This is a genomic window from Kitasatospora sp. SC0581 (assembly GCF_048159585.1).
Classification (GTDB): Bacteria; Actinomycetota; Actinomycetes; order Streptomycetales; family Streptomycetaceae; genus Kitasatospora.
In genome coordinates this window covers 131,614-154,727 of record NZ_JBLRWA010000012.1, presented here as the reverse complement: position 1 = coordinate 154,727, position 23,114 = coordinate 131,614, and the positions used below count along the sequence as shown (strand labels likewise).

Annotated in this window: 24 protein-coding genes; 6 read left to right on the top strand and 18 right to left on the bottom strand. The window is 71.7% G+C overall.

Features of this window, described 5'->3' with window-relative positions; all coding sequences use genetic code 11:
* Positions 1–20: 20 nt before the first annotated feature.
* The 3 genes from ACLWS4_RS20490 to ACLWS4_RS20480 are packed head-to-tail and all read right to left on the bottom strand — an operon-like array spanning position 21 to position 1,079.
* Complete coding sequence (locus ACLWS4_RS20490) at positions 21–407, bottom strand: hypothetical protein (RefSeq protein WP_416874839.1); 387 nt, start codon at positions 405–407, stop codon at positions 21–23.
* A gap of 43 nt (positions 408–450) precedes the next feature.
* Positions 451–714 carry a hypothetical protein gene (locus ACLWS4_RS20485; RefSeq protein WP_074005068.1) on the bottom strand — a complete coding sequence of 88 codons (264 nt, stop codon included), beginning with the start codon at positions 712–714 and terminating at the stop codon, positions 451–453.
* Positions 711–1,079, bottom strand: coding sequence for an ATP-binding protein (locus tag ACLWS4_RS20480; RefSeq protein ID WP_416874838.1), 369 nt, complete (start codon positions 1,077–1,079; stop codon positions 711–713). Before ACLWS4_RS20480 ends, ACLWS4_RS20485 begins: the two co-directional genes overlap by 4 nt.
* Positions 1,080–1,308: 229 nt before the next feature.
* Between ACLWS4_RS20480 and ACLWS4_RS20475 the strand changes: the two genes are divergently transcribed.
* The 4 genes from ACLWS4_RS20475 to ACLWS4_RS20460 all read left to right on the top strand — a co-directional run bounded on the left by ACLWS4_RS20475 (position 1,309) and on the right by ACLWS4_RS20460 (position 5,623).
* Positions 1,309–2,160 (top strand): helix-turn-helix domain-containing protein, encoded by an 852-nt coding sequence (locus tag ACLWS4_RS20475; protein ID WP_416874837.1) that lies wholly within the window; start codon positions 1,309–1,311, stop codon positions 2,158–2,160.
* 3 nt (positions 2,161–2,163) lie between these two features.
* The gene (locus ACLWS4_RS20470; protein WP_416874836.1) at positions 2,164–2,349 is read left to right on the top strand and encodes a DUF397 domain-containing protein; all 186 of its coding nucleotides are present in this window, start codon (positions 2,164–2,166) and stop codon (positions 2,347–2,349) included.
* 342 nt (positions 2,350–2,691) lie between these two features.
* On the top strand, positions 2,692–3,456 hold the full coding sequence (locus tag ACLWS4_RS20465; protein ID WP_416874867.1) for a GNAT family N-acetyltransferase: 765 nt from the start codon (positions 2,692–2,694) through the stop codon (positions 3,454–3,456).
* 631 nt (positions 3,457–4,087) lie between these two features.
* Positions 4,088–5,623 (top strand): ricin-type beta-trefoil lectin domain protein, encoded by a 1,536-nt coding sequence (locus ACLWS4_RS20460; RefSeq protein ID WP_388047431.1) that lies wholly within the window; start codon positions 4,088–4,090, stop codon positions 5,621–5,623.
* A gap of 108 nt (positions 5,624–5,731) precedes the next feature.
* Here ACLWS4_RS20460 and ACLWS4_RS20455 read toward each other — a convergent pair whose 3' ends face one another.
* On the bottom strand, positions 5,732–6,232 hold the full coding sequence (locus ACLWS4_RS20455; protein ID WP_416874835.1) for an RICIN domain-containing protein: 501 nt from the start codon (positions 6,230–6,232) through the stop codon (positions 5,732–5,734).
* Between the two features lie 388 nt (positions 6,233–6,620).
* Between ACLWS4_RS20455 and ACLWS4_RS20450 the strand changes: the two genes are divergently transcribed.
* On the top strand, positions 6,621–7,019 hold the full coding sequence (locus ACLWS4_RS20450) for a hypothetical protein (protein WP_198959475.1): 399 nt from the start codon (positions 6,621–6,623) through the stop codon (positions 7,017–7,019).
* 65 nt (positions 7,020–7,084) lie between these two features.
* Here the strand turns inward: ACLWS4_RS20450 and ACLWS4_RS20445 are convergent, their stop codons facing one another.
* The 14 genes from ACLWS4_RS20445 to ACLWS4_RS20380 form a co-directional block, all read right to left on the bottom strand.
* Complete coding sequence (locus ACLWS4_RS20445; RefSeq protein WP_049650297.1) at positions 7,085–7,648, bottom strand: hypothetical protein; 564 nt, start codon at positions 7,646–7,648, stop codon at positions 7,085–7,087.
* Between the two features lie 83 nt (positions 7,649–7,731).
* Positions 7,732–8,277: a hypothetical protein gene (locus ACLWS4_RS20440; protein ID WP_416874834.1), complete on the bottom strand. Its 546-nt coding sequence runs from the start codon at positions 8,275–8,277 to the stop codon at positions 7,732–7,734.
* A 101-nt stretch (positions 8,278–8,378) separates the two neighbouring features.
* Positions 8,379–8,969, bottom strand: coding sequence for a hypothetical protein (locus tag ACLWS4_RS20435; RefSeq protein ID WP_416874833.1), 591 nt, complete (start codon positions 8,967–8,969; stop codon positions 8,379–8,381).
* A gap of 140 nt (positions 8,970–9,109) precedes the next feature.
* A complete protein-coding gene (locus ACLWS4_RS20430) occupies positions 9,110–9,901 on the bottom strand; it encodes an ABC transporter permease (RefSeq protein ID WP_416874832.1) in 792 nt (263 codons plus the stop codon).
* Positions 9,898–10,869 carry an ATP-binding cassette domain-containing protein gene (locus ACLWS4_RS20425; RefSeq protein ID WP_416874866.1) on the bottom strand — a complete coding sequence of 324 codons (972 nt, stop codon included), beginning with the start codon at positions 10,867–10,869 and terminating at the stop codon, positions 9,898–9,900. The genes ACLWS4_RS20430 and ACLWS4_RS20425 overlap by 4 nt, the downstream gene beginning before the upstream one ends.
* Positions 10,869–11,708 (bottom strand): DUF4097 family beta strand repeat-containing protein, encoded by an 840-nt coding sequence (locus ACLWS4_RS20420; RefSeq protein WP_049650301.1) that lies wholly within the window; start codon positions 11,706–11,708, stop codon positions 10,869–10,871. The genes ACLWS4_RS20425 and ACLWS4_RS20420 overlap by 1 nt, the downstream gene beginning before the upstream one ends.
* A gap of 108 nt (positions 11,709–11,816) precedes the next feature.
* The gene (locus tag ACLWS4_RS20415; RefSeq protein WP_416874831.1) at positions 11,817–12,389 is read right to left on the bottom strand and encodes a toxin-antitoxin system HicB family antitoxin; all 573 of its coding nucleotides are present in this window, start codon (positions 12,387–12,389) and stop codon (positions 11,817–11,819) included.
* Positions 12,390–12,567: 178 nt separating this feature from the next.
* Entirely contained in the window at positions 12,568–13,608 is a 1,041-nt protein-coding gene (locus ACLWS4_RS20410) for an adenosine deaminase (RefSeq protein ID WP_375874793.1), read from the bottom strand.
* 135 nt (positions 13,609–13,743) lie between these two features.
* Complete coding sequence (locus ACLWS4_RS20405; RefSeq protein WP_259316613.1) at positions 13,744–15,039, bottom strand: DUF445 domain-containing protein; 1,296 nt, start codon at positions 15,037–15,039, stop codon at positions 13,744–13,746.
* Positions 15,040–15,130: 91 nt separating this feature from the next.
* Positions 15,131–16,426 (bottom strand): nucleotide sugar dehydrogenase, encoded by a 1,296-nt coding sequence (locus ACLWS4_RS20400; RefSeq protein ID WP_049650311.1) that lies wholly within the window; start codon positions 16,424–16,426, stop codon positions 15,131–15,133.
* Positions 16,427–16,428: 2 nt separating this feature from the next.
* Positions 16,429–17,667: a glycosyltransferase family 2 protein gene (locus tag ACLWS4_RS20395; protein ID WP_053111993.1), complete on the bottom strand. Its 1,239-nt coding sequence runs from the start codon at positions 17,665–17,667 to the stop codon at positions 16,429–16,431.
* Positions 17,668–17,836: 169 nt separating this feature from the next.
* The gene (locus ACLWS4_RS20390) at positions 17,837–18,799 is read right to left on the bottom strand and encodes an ABC transporter ATP-binding protein (RefSeq protein WP_049650304.1); all 963 of its coding nucleotides are present in this window, start codon (positions 18,797–18,799) and stop codon (positions 17,837–17,839) included.
* Between the two features lie 34 nt (positions 18,800–18,833).
* On the bottom strand, positions 18,834–19,694 hold the full coding sequence (locus ACLWS4_RS20385; RefSeq protein ID WP_380742002.1) for an ABC transporter permease: 861 nt from the start codon (positions 19,692–19,694) through the stop codon (positions 18,834–18,836).
* Positions 19,687–20,484, bottom strand: a complete 798-nt coding sequence (locus ACLWS4_RS20380) for an ABC transporter permease (RefSeq protein WP_074005053.1) — start codon at positions 20,482–20,484, stop codon at positions 19,687–19,689. The genes ACLWS4_RS20385 and ACLWS4_RS20380 overlap by 8 nt, the downstream gene beginning before the upstream one ends.
* Before the next feature lie 273 nt (positions 20,485–20,757).
* Between ACLWS4_RS20380 and ACLWS4_RS20375 the strand changes: the two genes are divergently transcribed.
* A complete protein-coding gene (locus ACLWS4_RS20375) occupies positions 20,758–23,106 on the top strand; it encodes a transglycosylase domain-containing protein (protein WP_416874830.1) in 2,349 nt (782 codons plus the stop codon).
* Positions 23,107–23,114 lie beyond the last annotated feature (8 nt).

Genomic DNA, 23,114 nt, shown 5'->3' with positions numbered 1-23,114 from the left:
GTCCGGTCAGGGACGAGGTGTCACGCCGGATTTCCGGCGGACGTACGGAAGCGGTGGAGCAGTTCGCGGGCGGGCGGGCTGTCGGCGTCGAAGGCCTGCATGCCGTGGAGGTCGAACGGCACCCCGGGGCCGGCGAGCCAGACGCCGTGGCAGCTGAAGCAGAAGGAGACCTCGAAGAGGAGCCCGCCGGGGCCGTGCGCCCGGATCCCGTACCCGGGCGCGAAACAGCGGCGCAGTTCGCCCTCCGGCAGCTCGCCCATCAGGTCGAGGGCCTGCCGGAGGTGCTCGGAATCCCAGACGGTGAGGACCTCGCCGGTGACGGAGTCCGAGCCGTAGGCGCTCCTCGGATCCGCGATCCGGACCACTTCGATGAGGACGGTCTGCGAGGCGACGTCGGGGAGCAGCATGCGAACAGGATCACAGAGCGGGACTGTTCCCGGGAAGGTGTCGTCACTCCAGCCGGTGGCGGACGTCGCGGTTGCGCTTGTACTCGCGCATGAGCGCGAGGAGGTTGATCAGAGTGCTGGCCGGAACATTGCCGATGTCGACCAGGCGGCGGCCGTGGAGGTTGATGTCACCGGGGATGGCGGACGGCCAGAGGAGGCCGAACTCACGGCCCTCGGTGCGGAGTTCCACGATGAGTTCGGTGACCTGGCGCGAGGTGAGGTGGAGCAGGGCCGGGTCGGCGGGGTGGATCGGGTGGTGGGCGCTCACGCGGCACCGTCCTGCCGCAGCTCAAACCAGACGGTTTTGCCGAGATGCTGGGGGTCGACACCCCAGCGGTGGGTGAGGCCGGCGACGAGCTGGAGGCCCCGGCCGGTCTCGGAGAGGAGGGCGTGGGGGCCCAGGGTCGGGAGGAGTGGACTGCGGTCGGAGACGGCGACGCGGAGGGTGTCGACGCGGTGGTCGATGAGGATGACCGGGGAGGTCGTCTCGCCGTGGCGCCAGGCGTTGACGATGAGTTCGACCATGGCGAGCTCGGCGTCCGCGATGAGGGAGGGCGGCCAGCCGGCGCTGGCCATGCCGTCGCGGAGGGCGTCGCGGGAGAGGGTGAGGGAGGGGGAGTTGATGTTACGCACAGTTTCTCCCAGGGGGGATGGAAGGATGAACCGAGCGAGCTGTCACCGTGAGCCAGTCCGGGCATGGGTGCTCTGCGGTGCGAGGCAGCGTTACTGACGCCCGCATCGGTGGTCGGTGCGTCACCGACTGTAGGGCACGTGTGGCACATGTACCGGCACTTCTACCCAATCCTTCACTCGATCGATGGATTGCTGGACCCCTCGCGGGATCGCGATGGATGCTTGGGGCATGCCACCAGGAATCACCCCTTCTGCCCGGCAGGAACGAGTCGGCATCGAGCTGCGGAAGATGCGCGACTGCGCGGGACGCACAACGGCCCAGGCTGCCGCGCTGTTTGGGTTCTCTCGCACGAAGATCACACAGATCGAGAAGGCGCAGTACCCGATCAGCGCCGAGCGCGTGAGGATGCTCGCCTGCGACTTCCAGGAGAGCGACGCCGCTTACATCGAGGCGCTTGGCGCCATGGCCGAGGAGCGCCACAGAGGCTGGTGGGAGGAATTTCGCGGCTCCGTGCCAGTCGGCTTCCTCGACATTGCGGAGATGGAGTACTTCTCCAAGGGTTCTCGCTCGTACCAGGTCTCGCACGTTCCCGGCGTTATGCAGACGGAGGAGTACGGGCGGGCGATCTTCAAAGACGTCTACCCTCCGCTTTCACCGCGCCTGCTTGAAGCGCGCGTTGAACACCGAGTGCAACGTGCGGCAGTCTTGATGCGAGACGGAGCCGAGCCGTACTCGGCGTTGGTCCACGAAGCCGCTCTTCGCATGCTCTTCGGCGGCCGCGATGCCGCAAGGCGACAGCTGGACCAGCTGCTCGAGTACTCGGAACTGCCCCATGTGACACTCCGGGTGATCAGCTTCAGCACCAACGGCTTCATGGGTGCAGGTCAGGGGATCTGCTACGCGAGAGGCCCAGTCCCCCGCCTGGACACCGTTCAGCTCGATGCGGTTGGCGGCCCCGCGTTCCTGCACGAGCAGAAGCACCTGGAAAACTACCGACACATTATCGACGTGATGACTGAGCGGTCCCTGACCGAGAGCCAGTCTCGCGATGCCATCAGGCTAATCAAGAAAGAGCTCTGAGCCATGGAAAACCTTCACTGGAAGCGTCCTGAGGCCTGCCCGGACGGCAACTCCTGCCCGGAGGTGTCCATAGCCCCCGACGCCGTCTACGTCCGCAGCAGCCTCCTGCCCGACGCCATTGCCCAGCTCACCCCCACCGAGTGGCGCGACCTCGTCTCCGCCATCCGCGCGGGCGAGTTCGACGTCTGACGCCTCCCCCGCCGCACCGGCCGGCCCGCTCCACCCTCCGGCCGGTGCCCCGGCCGCCCCGATTCGGCGCACGGGCACTGAGCTGCTAATATTTCCTTCAGCGCGAGGGACATGAGCCCTCGTCAGGCGTCAGCGGTGCTACCAGAGCACGTCCTACTTTCAGTAGGAAGAGTCCGTGCAACCCGGGCCTGGCGCTCCATCACCGGAAGGGTCCGGCACCACACAGGTGCTGGACCCTTTCGCGTTCCCCCGGCACTTAATCACTCGGCATCCCCTCCCCTGGCTGGCATCGTGACGGGCATGAACCAGACGAAGCCACCCGTTCCCGACCTGCACAGCAGCATCGAACAGAACCTCGCCGAGCACGCCTGCCACCTGCACCGCCACCTGGAGCACGCGACCGTCACCGAGACCGCCGACCTCGTCGTCGCCGACAGCGGGCTCGACGACGACACCTTCAACATCGTTGCGGCGGCACGCTTCACCGCCGGCACCGCCCCCGCCCGGGTCGCGGAGACCGTCCGGACGCTCACCGCGACCGGCCGCCCCTTCTCCTGGTGGGTCGGCCCCGCCACCACTCCCCCAGATCTCCCCGCCCTCCTCTCCGCCGCCGGCCTCCAGGCCTCCGAGACCGAGACCGGGATGCGTCTGGACCTGCACACCGCCCCACCGGAGCCGTCCGCCGACGACCTGGACATCCGCCTCGCGACCACTCCCGAACAACTCGCCGACTACGCGACGATCGTGGCCGCGAACTGGGACCCGCCGGCCGCCACGGTCCGCCGCTTCTACGCCGACGCGACCGAGTACGCCCTCTCCCCCGACTGCCCCGCCCGCTACCTCGTCGGGTACGTGGCCGGGCGGCCGGTCTGCTCGGCCGAGGTCTTCCTCTTCGCCGGGGTCGCCGGGATCTACAACATCGCCACCCTTGCCTCCGAGCGCCGGCGCGGTTACGGCGGAGCCATCACCCTGGCCGCCCTGCGCACGGCTTACGACGCGGGCTACCGCACCGCCGTCCTCCAGGCCTCCTCCGACGGTGAGCCCGTCTACCGCCGCCTCGGATTCCGGCCCTGCGGCGGGTTCACCGAGTACGCCGTCGCCCCCTGAGCCCGAACCCCCGGCCTCGTGGCACCGCGATTCGGCACACCGGCACTGAACTGCTAATATTCCTGATGTCGCGAGGAACATGATTCCTCGTCAGGCGTCAGCGGTACTACCAGAGTACGTCCTACTTTCAGTAGGAAGAGTCCGTGCAACCCGGGCCTGGCGCTCCACAGTCGGAAGGGTCCGGCACCACACAGGTGCCGGACCCTTTCGCGTTCCCCGCTCCGGCGACAAGGGCCGCATCCGCCGGCCCGGTCGCCCCCGAACCACGATTCGGCACACCGGCGTTGAGCTGCTAATCTTTCTTCTGTCGCGAGGAACATGATTCCTCGCCAGGCGTCAGCGGTGCTACCAGAGCACGTCCTACTTTCAGTAGGAAGAGTCCGTGCAACCCGGGCCTGGCGCTCCACAGTCGGAAGGGTCCGGCACCACACAGGTGCCGGACCCTTTCGCGTTCCCCGCCCCGGCGAGGACGGCAACGGCCTCCCGTACCGGTGTTGATCTTTTGTCTACCAACTGGCGGTGCAATGACGCCACGGCCCGCGATCCGGCCGTGTCGAGCATCCAGTTCGGAGAACCCATGGAAAAGCGCCGCTCTCACCGCCGCTACCTGAGCGCCCTCCTAGCCTTATTCATGTCCCTGGGCCTCGTCGGCCTCCTCGCCCCGGCCGCGAGCGCCGAAGCGGACTCCTCGTGGCTGTCGTTCACCGCCGACAAGCGGCCGGACCTGTGCCTGGACGCGTCCAACGGCACCGGGCCCAAGGTGCAGCTGTGGACCTGCAACGGCTCCGACGCGCAGATCTGGTACTGGAACGGCGGCCTCTACCAGATCCGGAACAAGGCGACCGGCAAGTGCCTGTCCATGGAGGGCGGTCGGACGGACCAGCAGACGCCGCTGGTCCTCGACGCCTGCTCGAACCGGAAGAACCCCACGCAGAGCTGGTGGTACTACAACTCCAAGGGGACGCCGATCTACACCACCGAGGGCAACAAGCTCTGCGTGGACATCCCCAACGGCAACTTCGCCGAGGGCGTCCAGCCGTGGGCGTACGGGTGCAACAACTCCGACGCGCAGAAGTTCAACGCCGAGTGGCCCAAGGCCGTCAGCGACAAGGACTGGCTGCAGGCCTGCGCCCAGGGCTACTTCCCGGGTGACCCGAACAACACCGCCAACTGCACCTACCGGAGCGAGAGCTACACCCAGGGCTTCACCGACTACCAGCGCGGGGAGACCCACAGCAACTGCGCCCCGGGGAAGACCACGGCCGACACCATGTCCCTGAGCTTCCGGCAGTCGCGGACCTCCGAGGACAGCACGTCCGTCTCGGTGGGGCTGTCCACCTCGCCGGGGATCCTGGGCTCGCTCATCACCAAGGTGTCGCTGAGCATCGAGACCCAGTACGGGCACAAGTGGTCCTACACCAACGAGTACACCGGCACGCGCCAGGTGACCGTCAACCCCGGCCGGAAGGGCGCCCTCTACGTGCGGGTCGCGCACGCCGACAGCACCGGGACGTACACGGTGACGCTCAAGAACCCGGTCAACGGGGTCGCGAAGCGCGAACTGCGGAGCAGCGTCAAGCTCAACGCCCCGAGCGACGTCAACTGGTACGAGACCGCCTCGTACGAGGTCGGCTGCGGGCAGGAACTCCCCGCCACCGTCAACGACATCCCCAGCGGCGGCGGTGACCGCGGCACCCACGGCGCGGGCAACAACGGCCAGCGCGGCGGCCACCCCGACGGCTCCTGGGTCACCCTCGTCAACCAGGGCACCGGCCGGGCGGTCGACTCCGCCAACGGCGCCTTCGGCGACGGCAACAAGATCCAGGCCTGGAACCAGCACAACCCGAACGAGGCCTCCCAGGGCTGGCGGCTGGACCGCAAGGGGGACACCGGCGACGGCGTCCCGCAGTACGCGCTCACCAGCCGCCTCCGGGACGCGCAGGTCCTCAACCTCGCCGGCTCCAACAACCGCGACGTCCAGCTCTACCACTGGGACGCCACCGCCAACGGCATGTGGGCCTTCTTCGGCAAGGGAGACGGCTGGTACGAGGTCTACTCGGTGGCCGAGCGGAACAAGTGCCTGACCGACAACGGGTACGGCAACCAGATCACCATCGAACCGTGCACCGGGCGCGCCGAACAGCGTTGGGGCACCTACCTCTACTGACCCGGATCACCCGGCCCCGGCGTTCGCCGTCGTGGGCCGGAGCCCCCGGGACACGAACCCGCCCCCGCCGGATCCACCGGTGGGGGCGGGCGGCTCCCCGCCGGCCGATCAGTTCGGGGACACCACGTCCCAGAGCTGACGCGGGCTGTTGTCGCGGAGCGCCTTCACCACGGGACTGCCGTTGCTCTGCGCCGCGATGACGTAGTCCTCGTCCGTGGCCTCGGCGATGACGTACTTGTCGCCCGTCCGGTCGAGCTGCCAGTGCTGGGTCGGGACGTCGACGTTGCACGGGACGAGCGGGACCTCCGAGCCGGGCTTCATGATCGCCTGGAGGCACTTGTCCGGCTTGGCCTTGGCCTCGATCAGGTACCCGTTGGAGGTCGGACGGAGGATCCAGTCCTGCCACTCCGTGCCGTTGGCCTGCCAGGTGATGGCGACGGGCCCGTACTTGGCCGCGTCCAGGTAGCCGGTCACGGCCTCGTTGAAGAAGCGCACTTCCTGGCCCGCGTTGCGCACGTCGCCCGCCTTGACGGGCTCCGCCGCCGCCACCGAGCCGGCGACGGCCAGGGCGGCAGCCGCGACGACGACCGCCTTCTTGATGCTGAACAAGGATCTCTCCTTCTGCGAGGGTGATTCCTCGAATTCCGTGACCGCGTACAGGGCCACGGAGCCGAGGGAACCACCCGCACCGGGCCCCCGCAACGGCAAGTAACCCGGGTGGAGTCAACGCACGAATCGCATTGCCCCGTCTGCCGCAGCGCGAAGTTGCGCCCGGGCTCCCCCTCCCTCCGGCGCAGTCCCTCGGCTCACCATTACGCCAGTCCTATTTGCGCATCATCAGAAAAAGGCCTGATCTCATCCTCTGCGAATTCCCGGAACGGAAGCCGGTTTTCCGCCACCGGGGGCCGGGGTAGGGCCGAGACGTTCGCATCCCGACCGTTTCATCATCACGGCGGGCGCGAAATCCTTGATGCTTTCTTATCGGAAGGACACCCTCATGCACAGGACCCTCCGCAACGCCCTCGCCACCGTCATCGTGACGGGTGCGCTCACCACCGCCGCCGCCCCCGCCGCCCTGGCCGCCGAGCAGACGCCGCCGACCGCGGGGGTGCAGGCGGAGCTCCGCAACCCGAAGACGATCAAGGTGGCCGACTACAACCAGGCCCGCGGCACCCTGATCAACGCCGGCAGCAAGACGGCCGCCAAGTCCCACCCGGCGCACGGCACGAAGGACGTCCCGGTCTCCCACGGCGTCAGCCTGCTGGCGGAGGCCCGCGACGAGTTCCGCGCCGCCGACAAGAACCTGCCGGCGAGCCAGAAGAGGTCCGACATGTCGATCCCGCACTACAACGCCATCCACAACGCGGCCAACACGATGCACATCGACACGTGGTGACACCGCCCCGCTGAGCCCGAACGCCCCGGCCCTCCCCCGGACTTCGGAGGAGGGCCGGGCCGGCCTCAGCCCTCCGGGGGCTTGGGCTCCTCCCGGGGCGCGCTCAGGCTGCCGTCCGGGTGGACGTCGAAGACCGTGAGCTTCTTGCGGCCGGTGATGGTGATCCGGTCCGGGCCGGACCAGTCGGCGCGCACGAAGTCGCCGCCCCGGGTGTCCCAGATTCCCATGCTCCAGTGGCGGGCCGACCAGCCGCTGCCGGCCACCAGCTCCACCCGGTAGACCGGGTCGATCGAGGCCACGTTGGTCATGGTCAGCACCCGGTCCGGGTGGCCCGGGGCGGCCGTCCGCGCGGTCCGCCCCTCGCCGCTCACGAGCGCCAGGAACGCGATCAGCGGCCCACCGAAGACCAGTGCCACCATGGCGACGGCGCAGCCGATCTGCGACACCCAGGTCCGGAACTCCATCCCGATGTACAACGCGACGGCGGTCAGCACGACCGCCGTCCCGACCAGCAGGACCGGGTGGTCGAGCCAGCGCTCGACCACCACGAGCCCTCCCGACCGGGACTCGTACCGACCCACCGCGTAGGCCAGCAGCGCCAGGAGCGCGGCCCCTCCGAGCCCCCACACGATCCTTCTGCGGCGTACCGCTGTCACCTTCGCCCCCCGGCGGTTCTTGACCGAACTTTGGCGCGGACCCTACTACAGGCCCGCTACCGCGGCCGGGGCGTGGACGACGGGCCGGCCGGCGTCCCGTCCTCGCCCACGGTGAAGACCTCGATCTCCTTCTCCAAGGTCACCGTGATCCGGCCCGGGCCCGACCACTCGGCCCTGAGCAGGCGTTCGCCCGGCCCCCTGGCACCGAGGGACCAGTGGCGCGCCGACCAGCCGCTGCCGGTCAGCAGCTCCACCCGGCGGTCCGGCTCGAACGAGTCGGCGGCATCGGTGAAGACGAGCACCCGGTCCGGGTGGCCCGGGGCGGCCTCCCGCGCGGTCCGCACCCCGGAGTCCCCGGCCGCGAGCGTCGACAGCGCGAGCGGCACTCCGAGCAGGACCAGCGCCACCAGGCCGCCGGCCAGGCTGATCTGCGACTCCGGCGTACGGAAGTCCAGCTCGACGATCAGCGAGACCAGCACCAGCACGACCGTCGCCCCGACCAGCAGGACCGGCCGGTGGAACCAGAGTTCGAGCTCCACCAGCCCACCCGAACGGGAGGCGTGCCGGCCCACCAGGTAGGCCGACAGCGCCACGAGCGCCACGCCTCTGAGCCCCCACGCGATCCCTCTGCGGCGTACCGCTGTCACCTTCGCCCCCCGGCGGTTCTTGACCGAACTTTGGCGCGGACCCTACTACAGGCCCGCTACCGCGGCCGGGGCATGGACGACGGGCCGGCCGGCGTCCCGTCCTCGCCCACGGTGAAGACCTCGATCTCCTTCTCCAAGGTCACCGTGATCCGGCCCGGACCGGACCACTCGGCCCTGACGAAGCCGTCCTCCTCCTCCCAGGTGCCGAGGCCCCAGTGGCGGGCCGACCAGCCGCTGCCGGCCACCAGCTCCACCCGGTAGACCGGATCGATCGAGAAGGCGACGTCGGTGACGCTCAGTACGTGGTCGGAGCGGCTCGGGTCGGGCTTGCGGTCGACCAGCCGGCCGTCGCCGCCGAAGACGTACGCCAGGCCGCCGACCGCCGCCCCGATGACGAGCAGCGGCGACAGGACGGCCGCGAAACCGATCTGCGCCCACCTGGTGCGGAACTCGACCTGGGCCACCGCCGAGGCCATGGCCAGGGTGACGGCCGTGCCGAGCAACAGCACCGGGTGGTTCAGCCAGCGCTCGACCTCGACCAGCCCGCCCTGGCGGGAGGAGAAGTAGCCCGGCAGGTACACCAGGAAGGCCGCCAGCGCCGCGCCACGGAGCCACCAGACGACCTGCCCGCGGCGCGTCACCGTCATTTGCTCCCCCCGGAGTTGCCCTTTGCCGGGACTTTACTACGGGGGTGCCGGGCGGCCCGGACGGCGGGTGCTCCGCTGTCCGGGCCGCCCGGCCCCTGGTCACTGCGTACTGGTCACCCGCCTCGCCGGCGATACCCCCGTCACCGCCGGTAGAAGACGCTCCGCGACCAGAAGTAGCCGACCAGCGTCAGCACGGTGCACCAGACGAGGGCGATCCAGGCGCTGCTGCCGATCCCGGTGCCCAGCAGCAGCCCGCGCAGGGTCTCGATCATGGGTGTGAAGGGCTGGTATTCGGCGAACCAGCGCAGCGCCGTGGGCATGGAGTCCGTCGGCACGATGGCGCTGCCGATGAAGGGCAGGAACTGCAGCGGCATCGGCATGTTGCTGGCGCTCTCGACCGTCTTGGCCACCAGGCCGATGCCGGCCGATATCCAGGTCAGGGCGATGGTGAGGAAGAGCAGCAGCCCTGCCGCGGCCAGCCACTCCACCGGTCCGGCGTTGGGCCGGAAGCCCATCGCGAGGGCCGTGCCGACCACCAGCACCAGCCCGATCATGGTCTGGATGACGCTGCCGACCACGTGCCCCGCCAGGAAGGCGGAGCGCGATATCGCCATCGTGCGGAAGCGGTTGACGATGCCCTCGGTCATGTCGGTGCAGATGCCGATCGCGGTGACCAGCGCCCCGGACGTGGCCGCCATCAGCACGATGCCGGGCGTGACGTAGTCGATGTAGTGGCCGCCGCCGATGCCGGCGCCCAGCGTGCTGCCGTAGGCGTAGTTGAAGAGCAGCAGCATCATGACCGGCGTCACCACGACCGCGAAGGTCAGGGACGGGTACCGCAGCGCGTGCTTGAGGTTGCGGCGCAGCATGGTCAGCGAGTCGCCGAGCGCGTGGCCGGCGGTACTGGTGGCCATACGCGTGGCCGTGCTCATCGCGAGCCCTCCCCGGTCAGTTGCAGGAACACGTCGTCCAGGTCGGCCGTCTCCACGACCAGTGACTCGGCCTGCACGGACGCGTTGTCGAGGGCGTCCAGCACGGCCTTCACCGTGAGGACGGAGTTGTCCCCCGGGATCTCCAGCCGCAGCGCCTCGGTGTCGGCCGTGGCGTACGGGAACAGGGCGGCGGCGGTGGCCAGCGAGCCGGCGTCGGTGAACCGGAGCCGGATCCGCCCGCCGGGGGCGTACCGCTTCAGCTCCTCGGCCGTGCCCTCGGCGACGATCCGGCCGCCGTCCAGGACGGCTATCCGGTCGGCGAGTTGGTCGGCCTCCTCCAGGTACTGGGTGGTGAGGAAGATCGTCACCCCGTGGTCGGCGACCAGGCTCCGGATGATCTCCCACATGGTGCGTCGGCTGCGCGGGTCCAGCCCGGTGGTCGGCTCGTCCAGGAAGATCACCCTCGGGTCCCCGACCAGGGTCATCGCGAGGTCGAGCTTGCGCCGCATGCCGCCGGAGAAGGTGGCGACGGCCTCGCGGGAGGCCTCGGTGAGGTCGAAGCGCCGCAGCAGCTCCTCGGCCCGCCTCCGCCCCTCCCGACGGCGGAGGTGGTTGAGGTCGGCCATCAGCAGCAGGTTCTCCTCGGCGGTGAGCAGGTTGTCCACCGCGGAGAACTGGCCCGTCACCCCGATCGCCTTCCGCACCCCGTCGGCCTCGCGTTCCACGTCGTGCCCGGCCACCCGGGCCGAGCCGCCGTCGGCGGGGATCAGGGTGGAGAGGATCTGCACGGTGGTGGTCTTGCCGGCGCCGTTGGGCCCGAGCAGGGCGAACACGCTGCCCGCCGGGATCTCCAGGTCGATGCCCCGCAGGACCGCCTTGTCCCCGTAGGACTTGGTGAGCCCCGTCGCCGAGACCGCCGGGAGCGAACGGACCGCCGCGTCCGCCGGGGCCGCCGCGTTCGCCGCCATCACGCCCGCCGGACGATGACGTTGCCGACCTGGGTGCGGCCGCGGACCTCGACCGTCTCCACCGCGTCGCCCGGGCCCTTGGTGGGGCCGAGGTCGTTGCGGACGCCGCCGACCTTGCTGTGCACGTCGAGCCAGGCCGCCGTGCCCTCCGCGATGCCGACCTCCACGTCCCCCACGCTGGTCTGCAGGGTGACCTGGCCGCGGACCACCCGGCCGACCCGGATGTGGCCGTGCGCCGACTTGGCGGTCACGTTCCCCTCGGCCTGACCGACGTGGATCCGGCCGTTGGAGGCGTTGGCGTGCAGCTCGCCGCGGACCTCGTCGATCTCGGTGTCGCCGCTGCTGTTCTTGACCGTCAGCCGGCCGCCGACGGAGCCGATCTCGATCCGGCCGGCTCCGGAGACCTCGGCGTCCCAGGCTGTCCCGCCGAGCCGGATGTCCCCGAAGCCGCTGTCGAGCCGGGCGCTGTCGGCGTGCTCGACCTGGATCCGGCCGAGCGAGGTCTTCAGCCGGCAGGCGCCGAGCGCCCCCTCGGTGACGAACTCGGCCATCGGAGACTCGCTGTGGACCTCGGAGCCGACCGGCAGCTCGACCAGGATCTCGACCGCGCCCTTCTTGCCGCTGAAGACGGAGCGCTGCTTGGGGGCCTTGATGCCGAGCCGCCCACCCGAGAAGTCGACCTGGGTCTGCTCGGCGGCCTTGACGTCCGCCTCCTTGGCCGGGTTGGCGGGCCGGACCTCGACCACGGCGTCGGTGCGCTTGCTCGCCTTGATCCAGACCGAGCCGATGTCGAACTCGAGGATGGCGGAGATCGGTCCGTCGGTCTCGTACGTAGGCATGGCTGTCCCGTCCTCTTGACTCGTGTGGGTGTCCCCGCTGGTCGGAGCGGGGGTGACGTCGAAGGTGCAGAAGGTGGTGCGGGAGGTGCTGCGGGCGCTACGGAACTGTCAGTGGACCCAGCCGGTGAAGCCCTGGCCGCCCATGCTGCGCGGGACCCGGCTGCCCGGGTCGGCGACCGGCCGGCGGGCCGGCTCACCGCCCTCCAGGGCGCCGGCCAGGGCCCGGACCAGCCAGGCGTTGAGCGAGAGGCCGGCCTCGACGGCGGCCTCCTCCGCCCGGGCCTTGAGATGGGCGGGCAGCCGGAGGTTGATCCGGGCGGTGCCCGTCTCGTCCGACTCCGACGCCACCGGAGGCACCACCGGTGGCACCACGGGCGGCACGACTGGTGCCACCGGCGCCGACGGTGGTGCCATATCGCCGTGGAAGGCATCCGATCCGGGCGGCGCCGTCACCACGAACTCCGGGTCGAGTCCGCGCAGGCGCACGTCCACCGAGCCGGGGGCGAGGTCGCGGGTGACTTCTCCCATGGCCGCCGACAGCGCGTTGAGCAGGGTGAGCCGCACGGCCGACTCCAGCGGGAGCGTCAGCCGCTCGGCCAGCGCGCGGGCTTCGTCCCCGCCGGTGGCGGCGGCCACCGCGAGCTCGTTCCGGAGGTTTTCCACATATGGCGTGAGGTCCATGGCCGTAAGCATGGCACAGCGGTGGCGCCATGTCGAGCATTTATGGCACCACTGTGGCGCCATCACCCGAACGGCGGTGGCGCCGACCCGCACCGGAACACGGAACCGCCCCGCCGACCCCCGGGAACGAGGGGGTCGACGGGGCGGTTCACCAGGGGAAACGCGGACCGCGGGAAGGTCAGGCCTGCTGCCAGCCCGCCAGGTAGGCGTCGATCTCCCCGGTCAGCCGGGTCTTGCCCGCCCCGTCCAGGAAGGAGGCCTCGACGGCGTTGCGGGCCAGCCCCGCCACCCCGGCCTCGTCCAGGCCCAGCAGCCGCGCCGCCACCGCGTACTCGGTGTTGAGGTCGGTGCCGAACATCGGCGGGTCGTCGCTGTTGACCGTCACCAGCAGTCCGGCGTCCACCATCCGCTTGATCGGGTGGTCCTCGATCCGCTCCACGGCCCGGGTGGCGATGTTGGAGGTCGGGCAGACCTCCAGCGGGATGCGGTGCTCGCCCAGGTGATCGAGCAGCGCCGGGTCCTTCACCGCCTGGGTGCCGTGCCCGATGCGCTCGGCGCCGAGCATCCGGATCGCGTCCCAGACCGTCTCCGGCCCGGTGGTCTCGCCCGCGTGCGGCACGCTGTGCAGGCCGGCCGCCCGGGCCCGGTCGAAGTACGGCTTGAACTGCGGGCGCGGCACGCCGATCTCCGGGCCGCCCAGGCCGAAGCTGACCAGGCCCTCGGGGCCCAGCTCGGTGGCCAGCCGGGCGGTCTCCTCGGCGGACCGCAGCCCGGCCTCGCCCGGGATGTCGAAGCACCAGCGCAGCACCACGCCGAGCTCCTTCTCGGCGCGCAGCCGGGCGTCCTCGATCGCCTCCATGAAGGCGACCTCGGGGATGCCCCGGCGGACCGAGGAGTACGGGGTGATGGTCAGCTCGGCGTACCGGATGTTCTGCCGGGCCATGTCCTCGGCCACGCCGTAGGTGAGCGCGCGGACGTCCTCGGCGTCCCGGACCAGGTCCACCACGCTGAGGTAGACCTCGATGAAGTGCGCGAAGTCGGTGAAGGTGAAGTACTCGGCGAGCGCCGCCGGGTCGGTCGGCACCTTGGAGTTCCCGGCGTACCGGGCGGCCAGCTCCGCGACGACGCGCGGCGAGGCCGAGCCGACGTGGTGGACGTGCAGCTCCGCCTTGGGCATCCCGGCGATGAACGCCTCGATGCTCCGGTCGGTGGAGCCGATCCGGCTGGTGTGGGGGACGATCCGACTTCCGTCCGGCTGGACCACGGTGGTTCCCTTCTTCCTTCTCCGTGCTTCTACGCGCGTATCGCGAAGTTCGGCCCAGGATAGGCCCACGCCGGGGGCGCCGTCCCCGGTTCACCCCCCGAGCGCGACCGCCACGGTGTGGATCAGCAGCCCGGCCAGGGCGCCGACCACGGTGCCGTTGATCCGGATGAACTGGAGGTCGCGGCCGACGTTGGCCTCGATCTTGCGGGAGGCGTCGTCGGCGTCCCAACCCGCCACCGTCTCGGAGATCAGCGAGGTGATCTCGGTGCGGTAGGTGTCGACCAGGTACTGGGCGGCGTCCTGGAGCCAGCCGTCCACCTTGGCCTGGAGCTTGGGGTCGGTGGCCAGGCGCTCGCCGAAGCGCCGCACGCCGTCGCGGATGCGCCGGCGCAGTTCGCTGTCCTCGTCCTCGGCCGCGCCCATCACCAGGGTGCGCACGGCCGCCCAGGTGGAGTTGATCAGGTCCTGCACCTCGGGGCGGGCCAGCAGCTCGCCCTTGGCCCGCTCGACCCGGGCGATGGTCTCCGGGTCGGTCTGCAGCTCGGTCGCGAAGTCGGCGAGGAAGTTGTCGATCGCGCCGCGGGCCGGGTGGTCCGGGTCGTCCCGGATCTCGGTGACGAACCGCATCAGCTCCTTGTAGACCCGCTCGCCGACCTGGTGGTCGATGAACCTGGGCGTCCAGCCCGGGGTCTTCTGGGTGACCTTCTGGACCACCTCCTCGTGGTTGGTGGTCAGCCAGCCGTGCGCCCGGACGGCGACCAGGTCCACCACCCCGTGGTGCCCGCCGTCCGCGACCACCTTGCCGAGCATCCGGCCCATCGGCTCGGCCACCGAGGTGGCCGCGGCCCGCCTGGTCACCGCCTCGGCGACCACCGCCCGCACGTCGTCGTCGCGGAGCACCGCGAGCAGGCCGCGGAGCGCCGCCGAGGCCTCCTTGGTGACCCGCTCGGCGCTGCCCGGCGCGGCCAGCCACTCCCCCAGCCGGCGGCCGATGCCGAGCGCCGCCAGGCGGCCGCGGACCACGTGGCCGGAGAGGAAGTTCTCGCCGACGAAGTCGCCGAGCGAGCGGCCGAAGGCGTCCTTCTTGGTCGGGATGATCGCGGTGTGCGGGATCGGCAGGCCGAACGGCCGGCGGAACAGCGCGGTCACCGCGAACCAGTCGGCCAGCGCGCCGACCATGCCCGCTTCGGCGGCGGCCGCCACGTACCCGGCCCAGGGGCCGGCGCCGGCCGCCTTGGCCCAGGTGGCCAGGGCGAAGACCAGGGTCGCGAAGGCCAGCAGGCCGGTCGCGATGGTCTTCATCCGGCGGACGCCGCGTCTCTTCTCCTCGTCGGCCGCGGTGAACCGGACTCCGGGGCCGGTCCCGCTGAAGGCATCGTCACTCACCCCGCCAGTCTGCCCGTTGCCCGGCGCGGACGGGGGCGCGCATCGCGATCACGCGCCCCCGGGGACCTCACATGCCGGGCGAGGAGGGGCCTCACTCCCCGCCCAGCACCATCCGCCGCACCTCCGCGCCCGCCCAGCGCTTCGGGTCCGTGCACCGCCGCCCGTCCAGCAGCACCCGCACCCCCGGCAGGTCCACCGGCGCCAGGTCCCGGTACTCCGGGTGGTCCGCCTGCAGCACCGCCGCCACCACCGGCTCCCCGCCGTACGGCGGCAGCCCGAGCGCCGCCAGCTCCTCCGCCTCGTACAGCGGGTCGCTGACGTACGGCCGCGCGCCCGCCGACCGCACCGCCTCGACCAGCGGGAACACCCCGGAGTACGCCGTCTCCTTGACCCCGCCCCGGTACGAGGCGCCGAGCACCAGCACGCCCTGCCCGGCGATCCCGCCCGGCACCGCGCCCGCCAGCACGCCCACCGCGTACCCCGGCACCGCCAGGTTGGCCTCGCGCGCCGCCCGGACCACCGTCGCCCCCGGGTCGTTCCACAGGTACAGCCGCGGGTACACCGGGATGCAGTGCCCGCCGACCGCGATGCCCGGCCGGTGCAGGTGGCTGTACGGCTGCGAGTTGCAGGCGTCGGCGATCTCCGCGAAGTCCACCCCGACCTCGTCCGCGTAGCGGGCGAACTGGTTGGCCAGCGCGATGTTCACGTCCCGGTACGTCGTCTCGGCGAGCTTGCTGAACTCGGCCGCCTCCACCGAGGCCAGCTCCCAGACGCCGTTGGGCCGGGGCAGGTCGGGGCGCGGGTCGAAGTCCAGCACCGCCCGGTAGAACTCGGCGCCGCGCCGGGTGGAGGACGCGTCCAGGCCGCCGACCAGCTTGGGGTAGCGCCGCAGGTCCGCGAAGACCCGTCCGGTGCGGACCCGCTCCGGGCTGAACACCAGCGCGAAGTCCGTCCCGGCCGCGAGACCCGACCGGGCCGACAGCCGCGGCGCCCAGCGCTCCCTGGTGGTGCCGACCGGCAGGGTGGTCTCGTAGCTGACCAGGGTGCCCCGGCGCAGCCCGGCCGCGACGGCGTCGGTGGCCGCGTCCAGCAGGGCGAAGTCCGGGCTGCCGTCGGCGGCGGTGACCAGCGGGACGACCACGACGACGGCCTCGGCCCGGGCGACCGCGGCCGCAGTGTCGGTGGTGGCCCGCAGCAGGCCCTCGGCGACGACCCGCTTGAGCGCCTGGTCCAGGCCCGCCTCCCGGGGGAACGGCGGCACGCCCCGGTTGACGCTGTCCACCACGCCCGGCGCGATGTCCGCGCCGGTCACCCGGTGGCCCTTCAGCGCGAACTGCACCGCCAGTGGCAGGCCCAGCTTGCCCAGCCCGACCACGCAGACGTCCAGGCTCATCCCCGTCCTCCGTTCACCGAGTCGGCCAGCCGGCGCCACGCCGGGTTCCTCCGCAGCCCGCGCCGCACCTGCTCCGGGACGAGACCGCGCCACAGCTGCCGCGCCAGGTCCAGCGGCCCGGCGGCCGCCTCGACCTCCGCCACCGCCGCCTCCTCGCGCAGCAGGAACAGCTCGTCCGGCAGACCGAGCCGGGCGTCCCGGAACGCCGGGTAGCCCGCGTACTGCCGCCGTCCGTCCACCACCACCGGTGGATCGCCGTGCGCCGCCTCGTAGCGGACCTGGTCGCGCAGCGCCTCCGGCCGTACCGCGCAGGCGAGTTCGAGCCGCACCCGCTCGGCGACCGGCAGCCGGTGGTACACCTCGCGGGCACCGAACCGCTCGACCAGCCGGGCGGTCTCGACGCACACCCGCTCCTGCATGTCCGCGGTCAGCAGCAGGAAGCCCTCCCGCAGCAGCCGCGGCACGTCCCAGCCGAAGCTGCGGGCCCGGATGGCGTCCAACTCCTCGCCCGGCTCGGCCAGTTCGACGGCCACCTGCTGCAGCGCGGCGATCCCGCGCAGCCGGTCCAGCACCCCGGCCCGCTCGGTGACGTTGCCCCGGTCCTCGCGCAGCACCAGGAAGTAGCAGTCGTAGGAGGCGAGGACGGACACCCTGGCCGCCCGCAGGCAGGCCTCCAGGGTGAACGGCTGGTCCGAGAAGACCTTCAACCCCTCGTCGCGGCGCAGCCCGTGGCGCCGGACGAGGTCGAGCCGGAACAGCTTGGTGTCGGCCAGCGCCCAGGCCAGCGCGGAGTCGGCGAAGCCCACCGACTCGGCGTCGGCGTGGAAGATCCCCTGCGGCACCAGCCGCCCGTTCACCCCGACCTGCTTGGGCACCACCACGTCCGAGCCCCAGGCGTCGGCGGCCGTGACCAGCCGCTCCAGCGCCTCCTCGCCGAGCCAGTCGTCCGCGCCGAGGAACAGCACGTAGCGGCCGCGGGCCAGCTCCAGGCCGCGGTTGGTCGGGCCGGCCGGGCCGCCCGAGTTGGACTGGTGCACCACCGTGAACAGCCCGGGGTGGCGGGCGGCGTACTCGTCCAGCAGCTCCCCGCCGCCGTCCGTGGAGCCGTCGTCCACCGCCACCACCTCCAGCCGCCCCGGCGCCAGGGACTGCCCGACCAGCGAGTCCAGGCAGGCGGTGAGGTACGGCATGGTGTTGTAGACCGCGACCACCACGGTCACGTCGGGTACGGCCATCGGGTGGCGGGCCTCCGGTTCCGGACATCGGCGAGTGATGCCGGGTCAACTCACGGTGGGGGCCGGGGGTCACGACGATCACCCACACCGGTGACGAGGAACCGAACGCACCCCCGGCCGTCGCACGGGCGAGCGACGGCCGGGAAGGCGAACCAGGACCCGGCACCCGTCAGCCGATCGCGACCTCCGCGTACATCCGGGCGATCACGTCCTCGATGGCCGGCTCCCGCACCGACAGGTCCACCAGCGGGTAGCGCGCGGCGACCGCCGCCACGATCGGCGCGGCGCTCTCCTGGGCCGGGAAGGCCAGCCACTGGCGCGGCCCCTCGACCCTGGTGACCCGGGCCCCGGGCACCTCGACCGGGTGCCCGAGTTCCTGCGCGAGGTCCACCACCAGCGTCCGCTCGCTGCGGCCGGTGGCGTGCAGCCCCTCCAGCCCGCCGTCGTACACCAGCCGGCCGTGGTCGATCACCATCACCCGGCCGCAGAGCTGCTCGATGTCGGTCAGGTCGTGGGTGGTGAGCAGCACGGTGGTGCCCCGGTCCCGGTTGACCTCGCGCAGGAACTCCCGCACCCGGCCCTTGCTGACCACGTCCAGGCCGATGGTCGGCTCGTCCAGGTAGAGCACCCGGGGGTCGTGCAGCAGCGCCGCCGCGAGGTCGCCGCGCATCCGCTGGCCGAGCGAGAGCTGGCGCACCGGGGTGTCCAACAGCCCGCCGAGGTCGAGCAGTTCGACGCAGCGGTCGAGGTTCTCGCGGTACCGGGCGTCCGGGATCCGGTAGATCCGGCGGGCGAGCTCGAAGGAGTCGCGCAGCGGCAGGTCCCACCAGAGGGTGGTGCGCTGGCCGAAGACGACGCCGATCCGGCGGGCCAGCGCGACGCGCTCCCGGGCCGGGTCGACCCCGGCCACCCGCAGCCGTCCGGAGCTGGGGACGAGGATGCCGGTGAGCATCTTGATGGTGGTGGACTTGCCGGCCCCGTTGGGCCCGATGTAGCCGACGCACTCGCCGGCCTCGACGGTGAAGCCGAGCCCGTCCACCGCGCGGACCTCGCGCCTGGCCCGGCTGAACCGGCCGGTGCGGGTCCGCACGGTGAAGGTGCGGTGGACGTCCTGCAGTTCGATCAGTGCCATGGGGTTCCTCACGAAGCGAAGCGAAGCGGGGGGTTCAGCTGCCGGTGCCGCGGTAGGCGCGCAGCCCGGCCCGCCAGGCGAGTCCGGCGGCGAGGACGCAGACCGCGGCGGCCACCGGGGAGGCGAACTGGAAGGCGGTGGGCAGGCCGAGCGGGTCGGGCCGGTCGAGGATGCGCAGCGTGGGCAGCCAGTTGACGAAGGCCAGCGGGACGCCGAAGACCACCGCGGCGACCAGCTCCTTGGCGAAGATCGTCGGCGGGTAGTGCAGCAGGGTCGCGCCGCCGTAGGTGAAGGAGTTCTGGATCTCCTTGGACTCGCCCCACCAGAACTGGACGGTGGCGCCGCCGACGTAGACCGCGCCGAAGATGACGGTGCCGCAGAGCAGCAGGACGGGCACCAGCAGCACCCGGTCCCAGGTCCAGTGCACGTCCAGGGCGGTCAGCGACCAGACCAGCACGGCGACGGCCTGGAGCGGGCGGCCGAGCCGGCGCAGCGTGAAACGTTCCGCGCACAGCTGGGAGAGCGCGGGCGCGGGCCGGATCAGCATGGTGTCCAGCGAGCCGCTCCGGATCCGCGCGCCCAGGCCCTCGGCCGAGCCGACCAGCAGGTTGGCCGTGCCGAGCGAGAAGGCCGCGGTGGCGTAGAGGAAGGCCGTCTCCGGCAGGCTCCAGCCGCCGAGCCGGTCGGTGTGCCGGAACATGATCACCAGCACCACGAAGTCGAGGGAGTGGGTGACCAGGCTGGCCACCAGGTTCAGGGCGAAGGAGGCCCGGTAGGCCATCATCGAGCGCATCCACATCCGGGCGCAGAGCCACCAGGAGCGCAGCGCCCAGGCGGTGCGGGGCCCGAGGGAGTCGCGGGGCCCGAGGGGCTCCCGTACGAGCTGCTCAGCCACCCTGCACCACCACCCTGCGGGTGGCCAGCCACTGGGCGCCCCGCCCGGCGGCGAGCAGCACCGCCGCCCAGCCGAGCTGGAAGCCGAGCGCCCCGAGCAGCGCGGCGCCGCCGGTCCGCTCCAGGAAGACGTCGGTGGGGACGTTCACCAGCGCCGACCAGGGCAGCACCCGGCCGAGGTCGCCGAGCCAGCCGGGGAACAGCGCGACCGGCAGCAGCATCCCGGAGAAGAACATCGAGACCACCAGCATCACCGAGCGCACCCCCTCCGAGTCGTGCAGCCAGAAGCCGGTGATCGAGACCAGGAAGCGCAGCCCGAAGCTGACGATCACCGCGAGCAGCGCGGAGAGCAGGAAGAACGCCCAGGTCAGCGGGTGTTCGGGCAGCCGGATGCGGAACACCAGCGCGCCGATCAGCATCGGCACGGTGCCGCGCACCAGCGCCTGGAAGCCGGCCCGGCCGAGGTCGGAGGCCAGCCACCAGCCCTGGAAGTCGACCGGGCGGTAGAGGTCGACGGCGATGTCGCCGCTGCGGAAGCGGTCCTGGAGGTCGTCCTGGAAGCCGCCGCCCCACACCGCGACGGTGACCAGCAGGCTCTGGCTGACCCAGATGTACGTGACGGCCTGGCTCTGGTCGTAGCCGCCGAGGCCGGGGCGGGCCTGCCAGAGGGCGAGGAAGGAGGAGGCCAGGATGATGCCGAAGACGGTGTTGGTGAAGGTGCCGGCCACGGTGGCGGCCCGGTAGGTGGAGTAGCGGCGGAAGGCGCCGCGGGCGACGGCGGCGTAGAGCATATTGTCTCCTTGTCGACAAATGTGGGCAGAGGGAGGCGCCCCTCGACATCCGCGCACGCCCCAGCGGCTCCGACCGGCCGTACCCGGGGGGTGCCGGGCCTGGCGGGCGGAGCTGCGGAAGTCGGTGCGCCGGAAAGCCGGTGCACTGGAAGGCCAGTGCACCGAAAAGTCGGTGCGCTATGCGGTTTTCACCTTTCACCGTACCTCCGGCCCGCACCACCCGCACCCGGTTTTTCCGACCTGAGCCGACGTCAAATAGCAGATAATCTCGGCATGACCTTGAGCACCCGCCGCCAGGCCAAACGGGCCGCCCGCCGCGAGGCCCGCCGCGCCCTCCCGCTCTGGCGCCGGCTCCTGCCCACCTGGCGGATCACCCTCGGCACCCTCACCGCGCTGCTCCTGCTCGCCGCCGGCGGCTTCGCCGTGCTCTACGTCATCGTCCCGGTGCCCGACCCCAACGCCCACGCCGTCGCCCAGAACAACATCTACCTCTACGCCGACGGCACCACCGAGATCGCCCGCACCGGCGCCGTCAACCGCACCGACGTCACCATCGACCAGATCCCGCTCCCGACCCAGCAGGCCGTCGTCTCCGCCGAGGACCGCACCTTCTACCAGAACCGCGGCATCGACCTGAAGGGCATGCTCCGGGCCGGCTGGAACACCCTGCTCGGCAAGGGCATGCAGGGCGGCTCCACCATCACCCAGCAGTACGTCAAGAACTACTACCTCACCCAGGACCGCACCATCGAGCGCAAGGGCCGCGAACTGCTCATCGCCCTCAAGGTCGACCAGCAGCGCGACAAGCGCGAGATCCTCGCCGGCTACCTCAACAGCAGCTACTTCGGCCGCGGCGCCTACGGCATCCAGAGCGCCGCCCACGCCTACTACGGCGTCGACGTCTCCCAACTCACCCTCGGCCAGGGCGCCTACCTCGCCTCCCTGCTCCAGGCCCCCAGCCTCTACGACGTCAAGACCGCCACCCCCGCCAACCGCGAGAAGGCCGTCGCCCGCTGGAACTACGCCCTCGACGGCATGGTCCAACTCGGCTTCCTCACCCCCGCCGACCGCGCCGCCACCACCTTCCCCGACCCGATCGACCCCCAGCCCGCCACCGGCCTCGCCGGCCAGGCCGGCTACCTGGTCGGCGTCGCCGACGACTACCTCGTCTCCTCCGGCACCATCGACGCCGCCACCCTCAAGGCCGGCGGCTGGCGCATCACCACCACCTTCGACAAGCCCCGGCAGGACGCCTTCGCCAAGGCCGTCCAGGAGCAGCTCACCGGCGAACTCGACCCCCAGGCCCGCCCCACCACCGACACCGACGTCCGGGTCGCCGGCGCCTCCGTCGAACCCGCCACCGGCCGGGTCGTCGCCGTCTACGGCGGCCCCGACTACGCCAAGCAGCCCTACAACGACGCGCTGCGCCAGGACAACCAGATCGGCTCCACCTTCAAGCCCATCGACCTCGCCGCCGGCCTGGTCGCCCAGCACGACCTCGACGGCCGCCCGATCACCACCGAGTCCCGCTACGACGGCACCAGCGAACGCCCCGTCACCGGCGGCCCCACCCCCTACGCCCCGCCCAACGAGGACGGCGTCGACTACGGCAACATCACCCTGCGCTACGCCATGGTGAAGTCCGTCAACTCCGTGTACGCCCAGGAGGGTGTGGACGCCGGACTCGCCCGCGTCCGGGAGACCGCCGTCAGACTCGGCATCCCCGACAGCGTCCGCGGCATGGACCCGGCCAACACCTCGATGACCCTCGGCACCGCCACCCCCAGCGCCCTCGACCTGGCCGGCGCCTACGCCACCCTCGCCGACCACGGCCAGGCGCACACCCCCTGGTCCGTCCTCAAACTCGAACGCGTCAACCCCGGCGGCGCCGTCGACGTCCCCAGGATGCCCGAGCACAACCCCACCGACGCCCTCGACCGGGAGATCGCCGACTCCGTCACCGACGTGCTGCGCGACGTCATCAGCCCGCGCGGCACCGGCGCCGCCGCCCTCGACCTCGGCCGCCCCGCCGCCGGCAAGACCGGCACCACCGACTCCAACCTCTCCGCCTGGTTCGCCGGCTACACCCCCGAACTCGCCACCACCGTCGGCCTGTTCCGGGAGAACCCGAAGACCCACGCCAAGGAACCGCTGGCCGGCACCGCCGGACTCAGCCGGATCAACGGCGGCGCCTTCCCCACCCGGATCTGGACCGCCTACACCGCCGCCGCCCTCGACGGCACCCCCACCCAGGACTTCGACCTCCGGACCGGACACGGCGCCACCACCGCCACCCCCTGGCCCGGCGTGTCCGCTAGCAGCAGCCCCAGCGCCACCACCCCGACCACCGCCCCGGCCGCCGGCGGCGAACCCGCCACCACCGACCCGGCCCCCGGCACGCCCGCCGGCCACACGCCCAGCGCCCCCGCCGCCACCGGCCAGCCCCCCACCGGCCCCAACACCCCCAGCCCGCAGGCCACCAGGCCGACGACCACCGACCCGGAGCAGCCCAGCCCCACCCCGAAGCCCACCCTGGTCCAGCCGACCCGCCCCACGGCCCTGCCCAGCGCCACCGGCGGCCCCGCGAGCCACCCGGTACCACCGCCGCCCCCGACGCCCTGAGCCCCCGA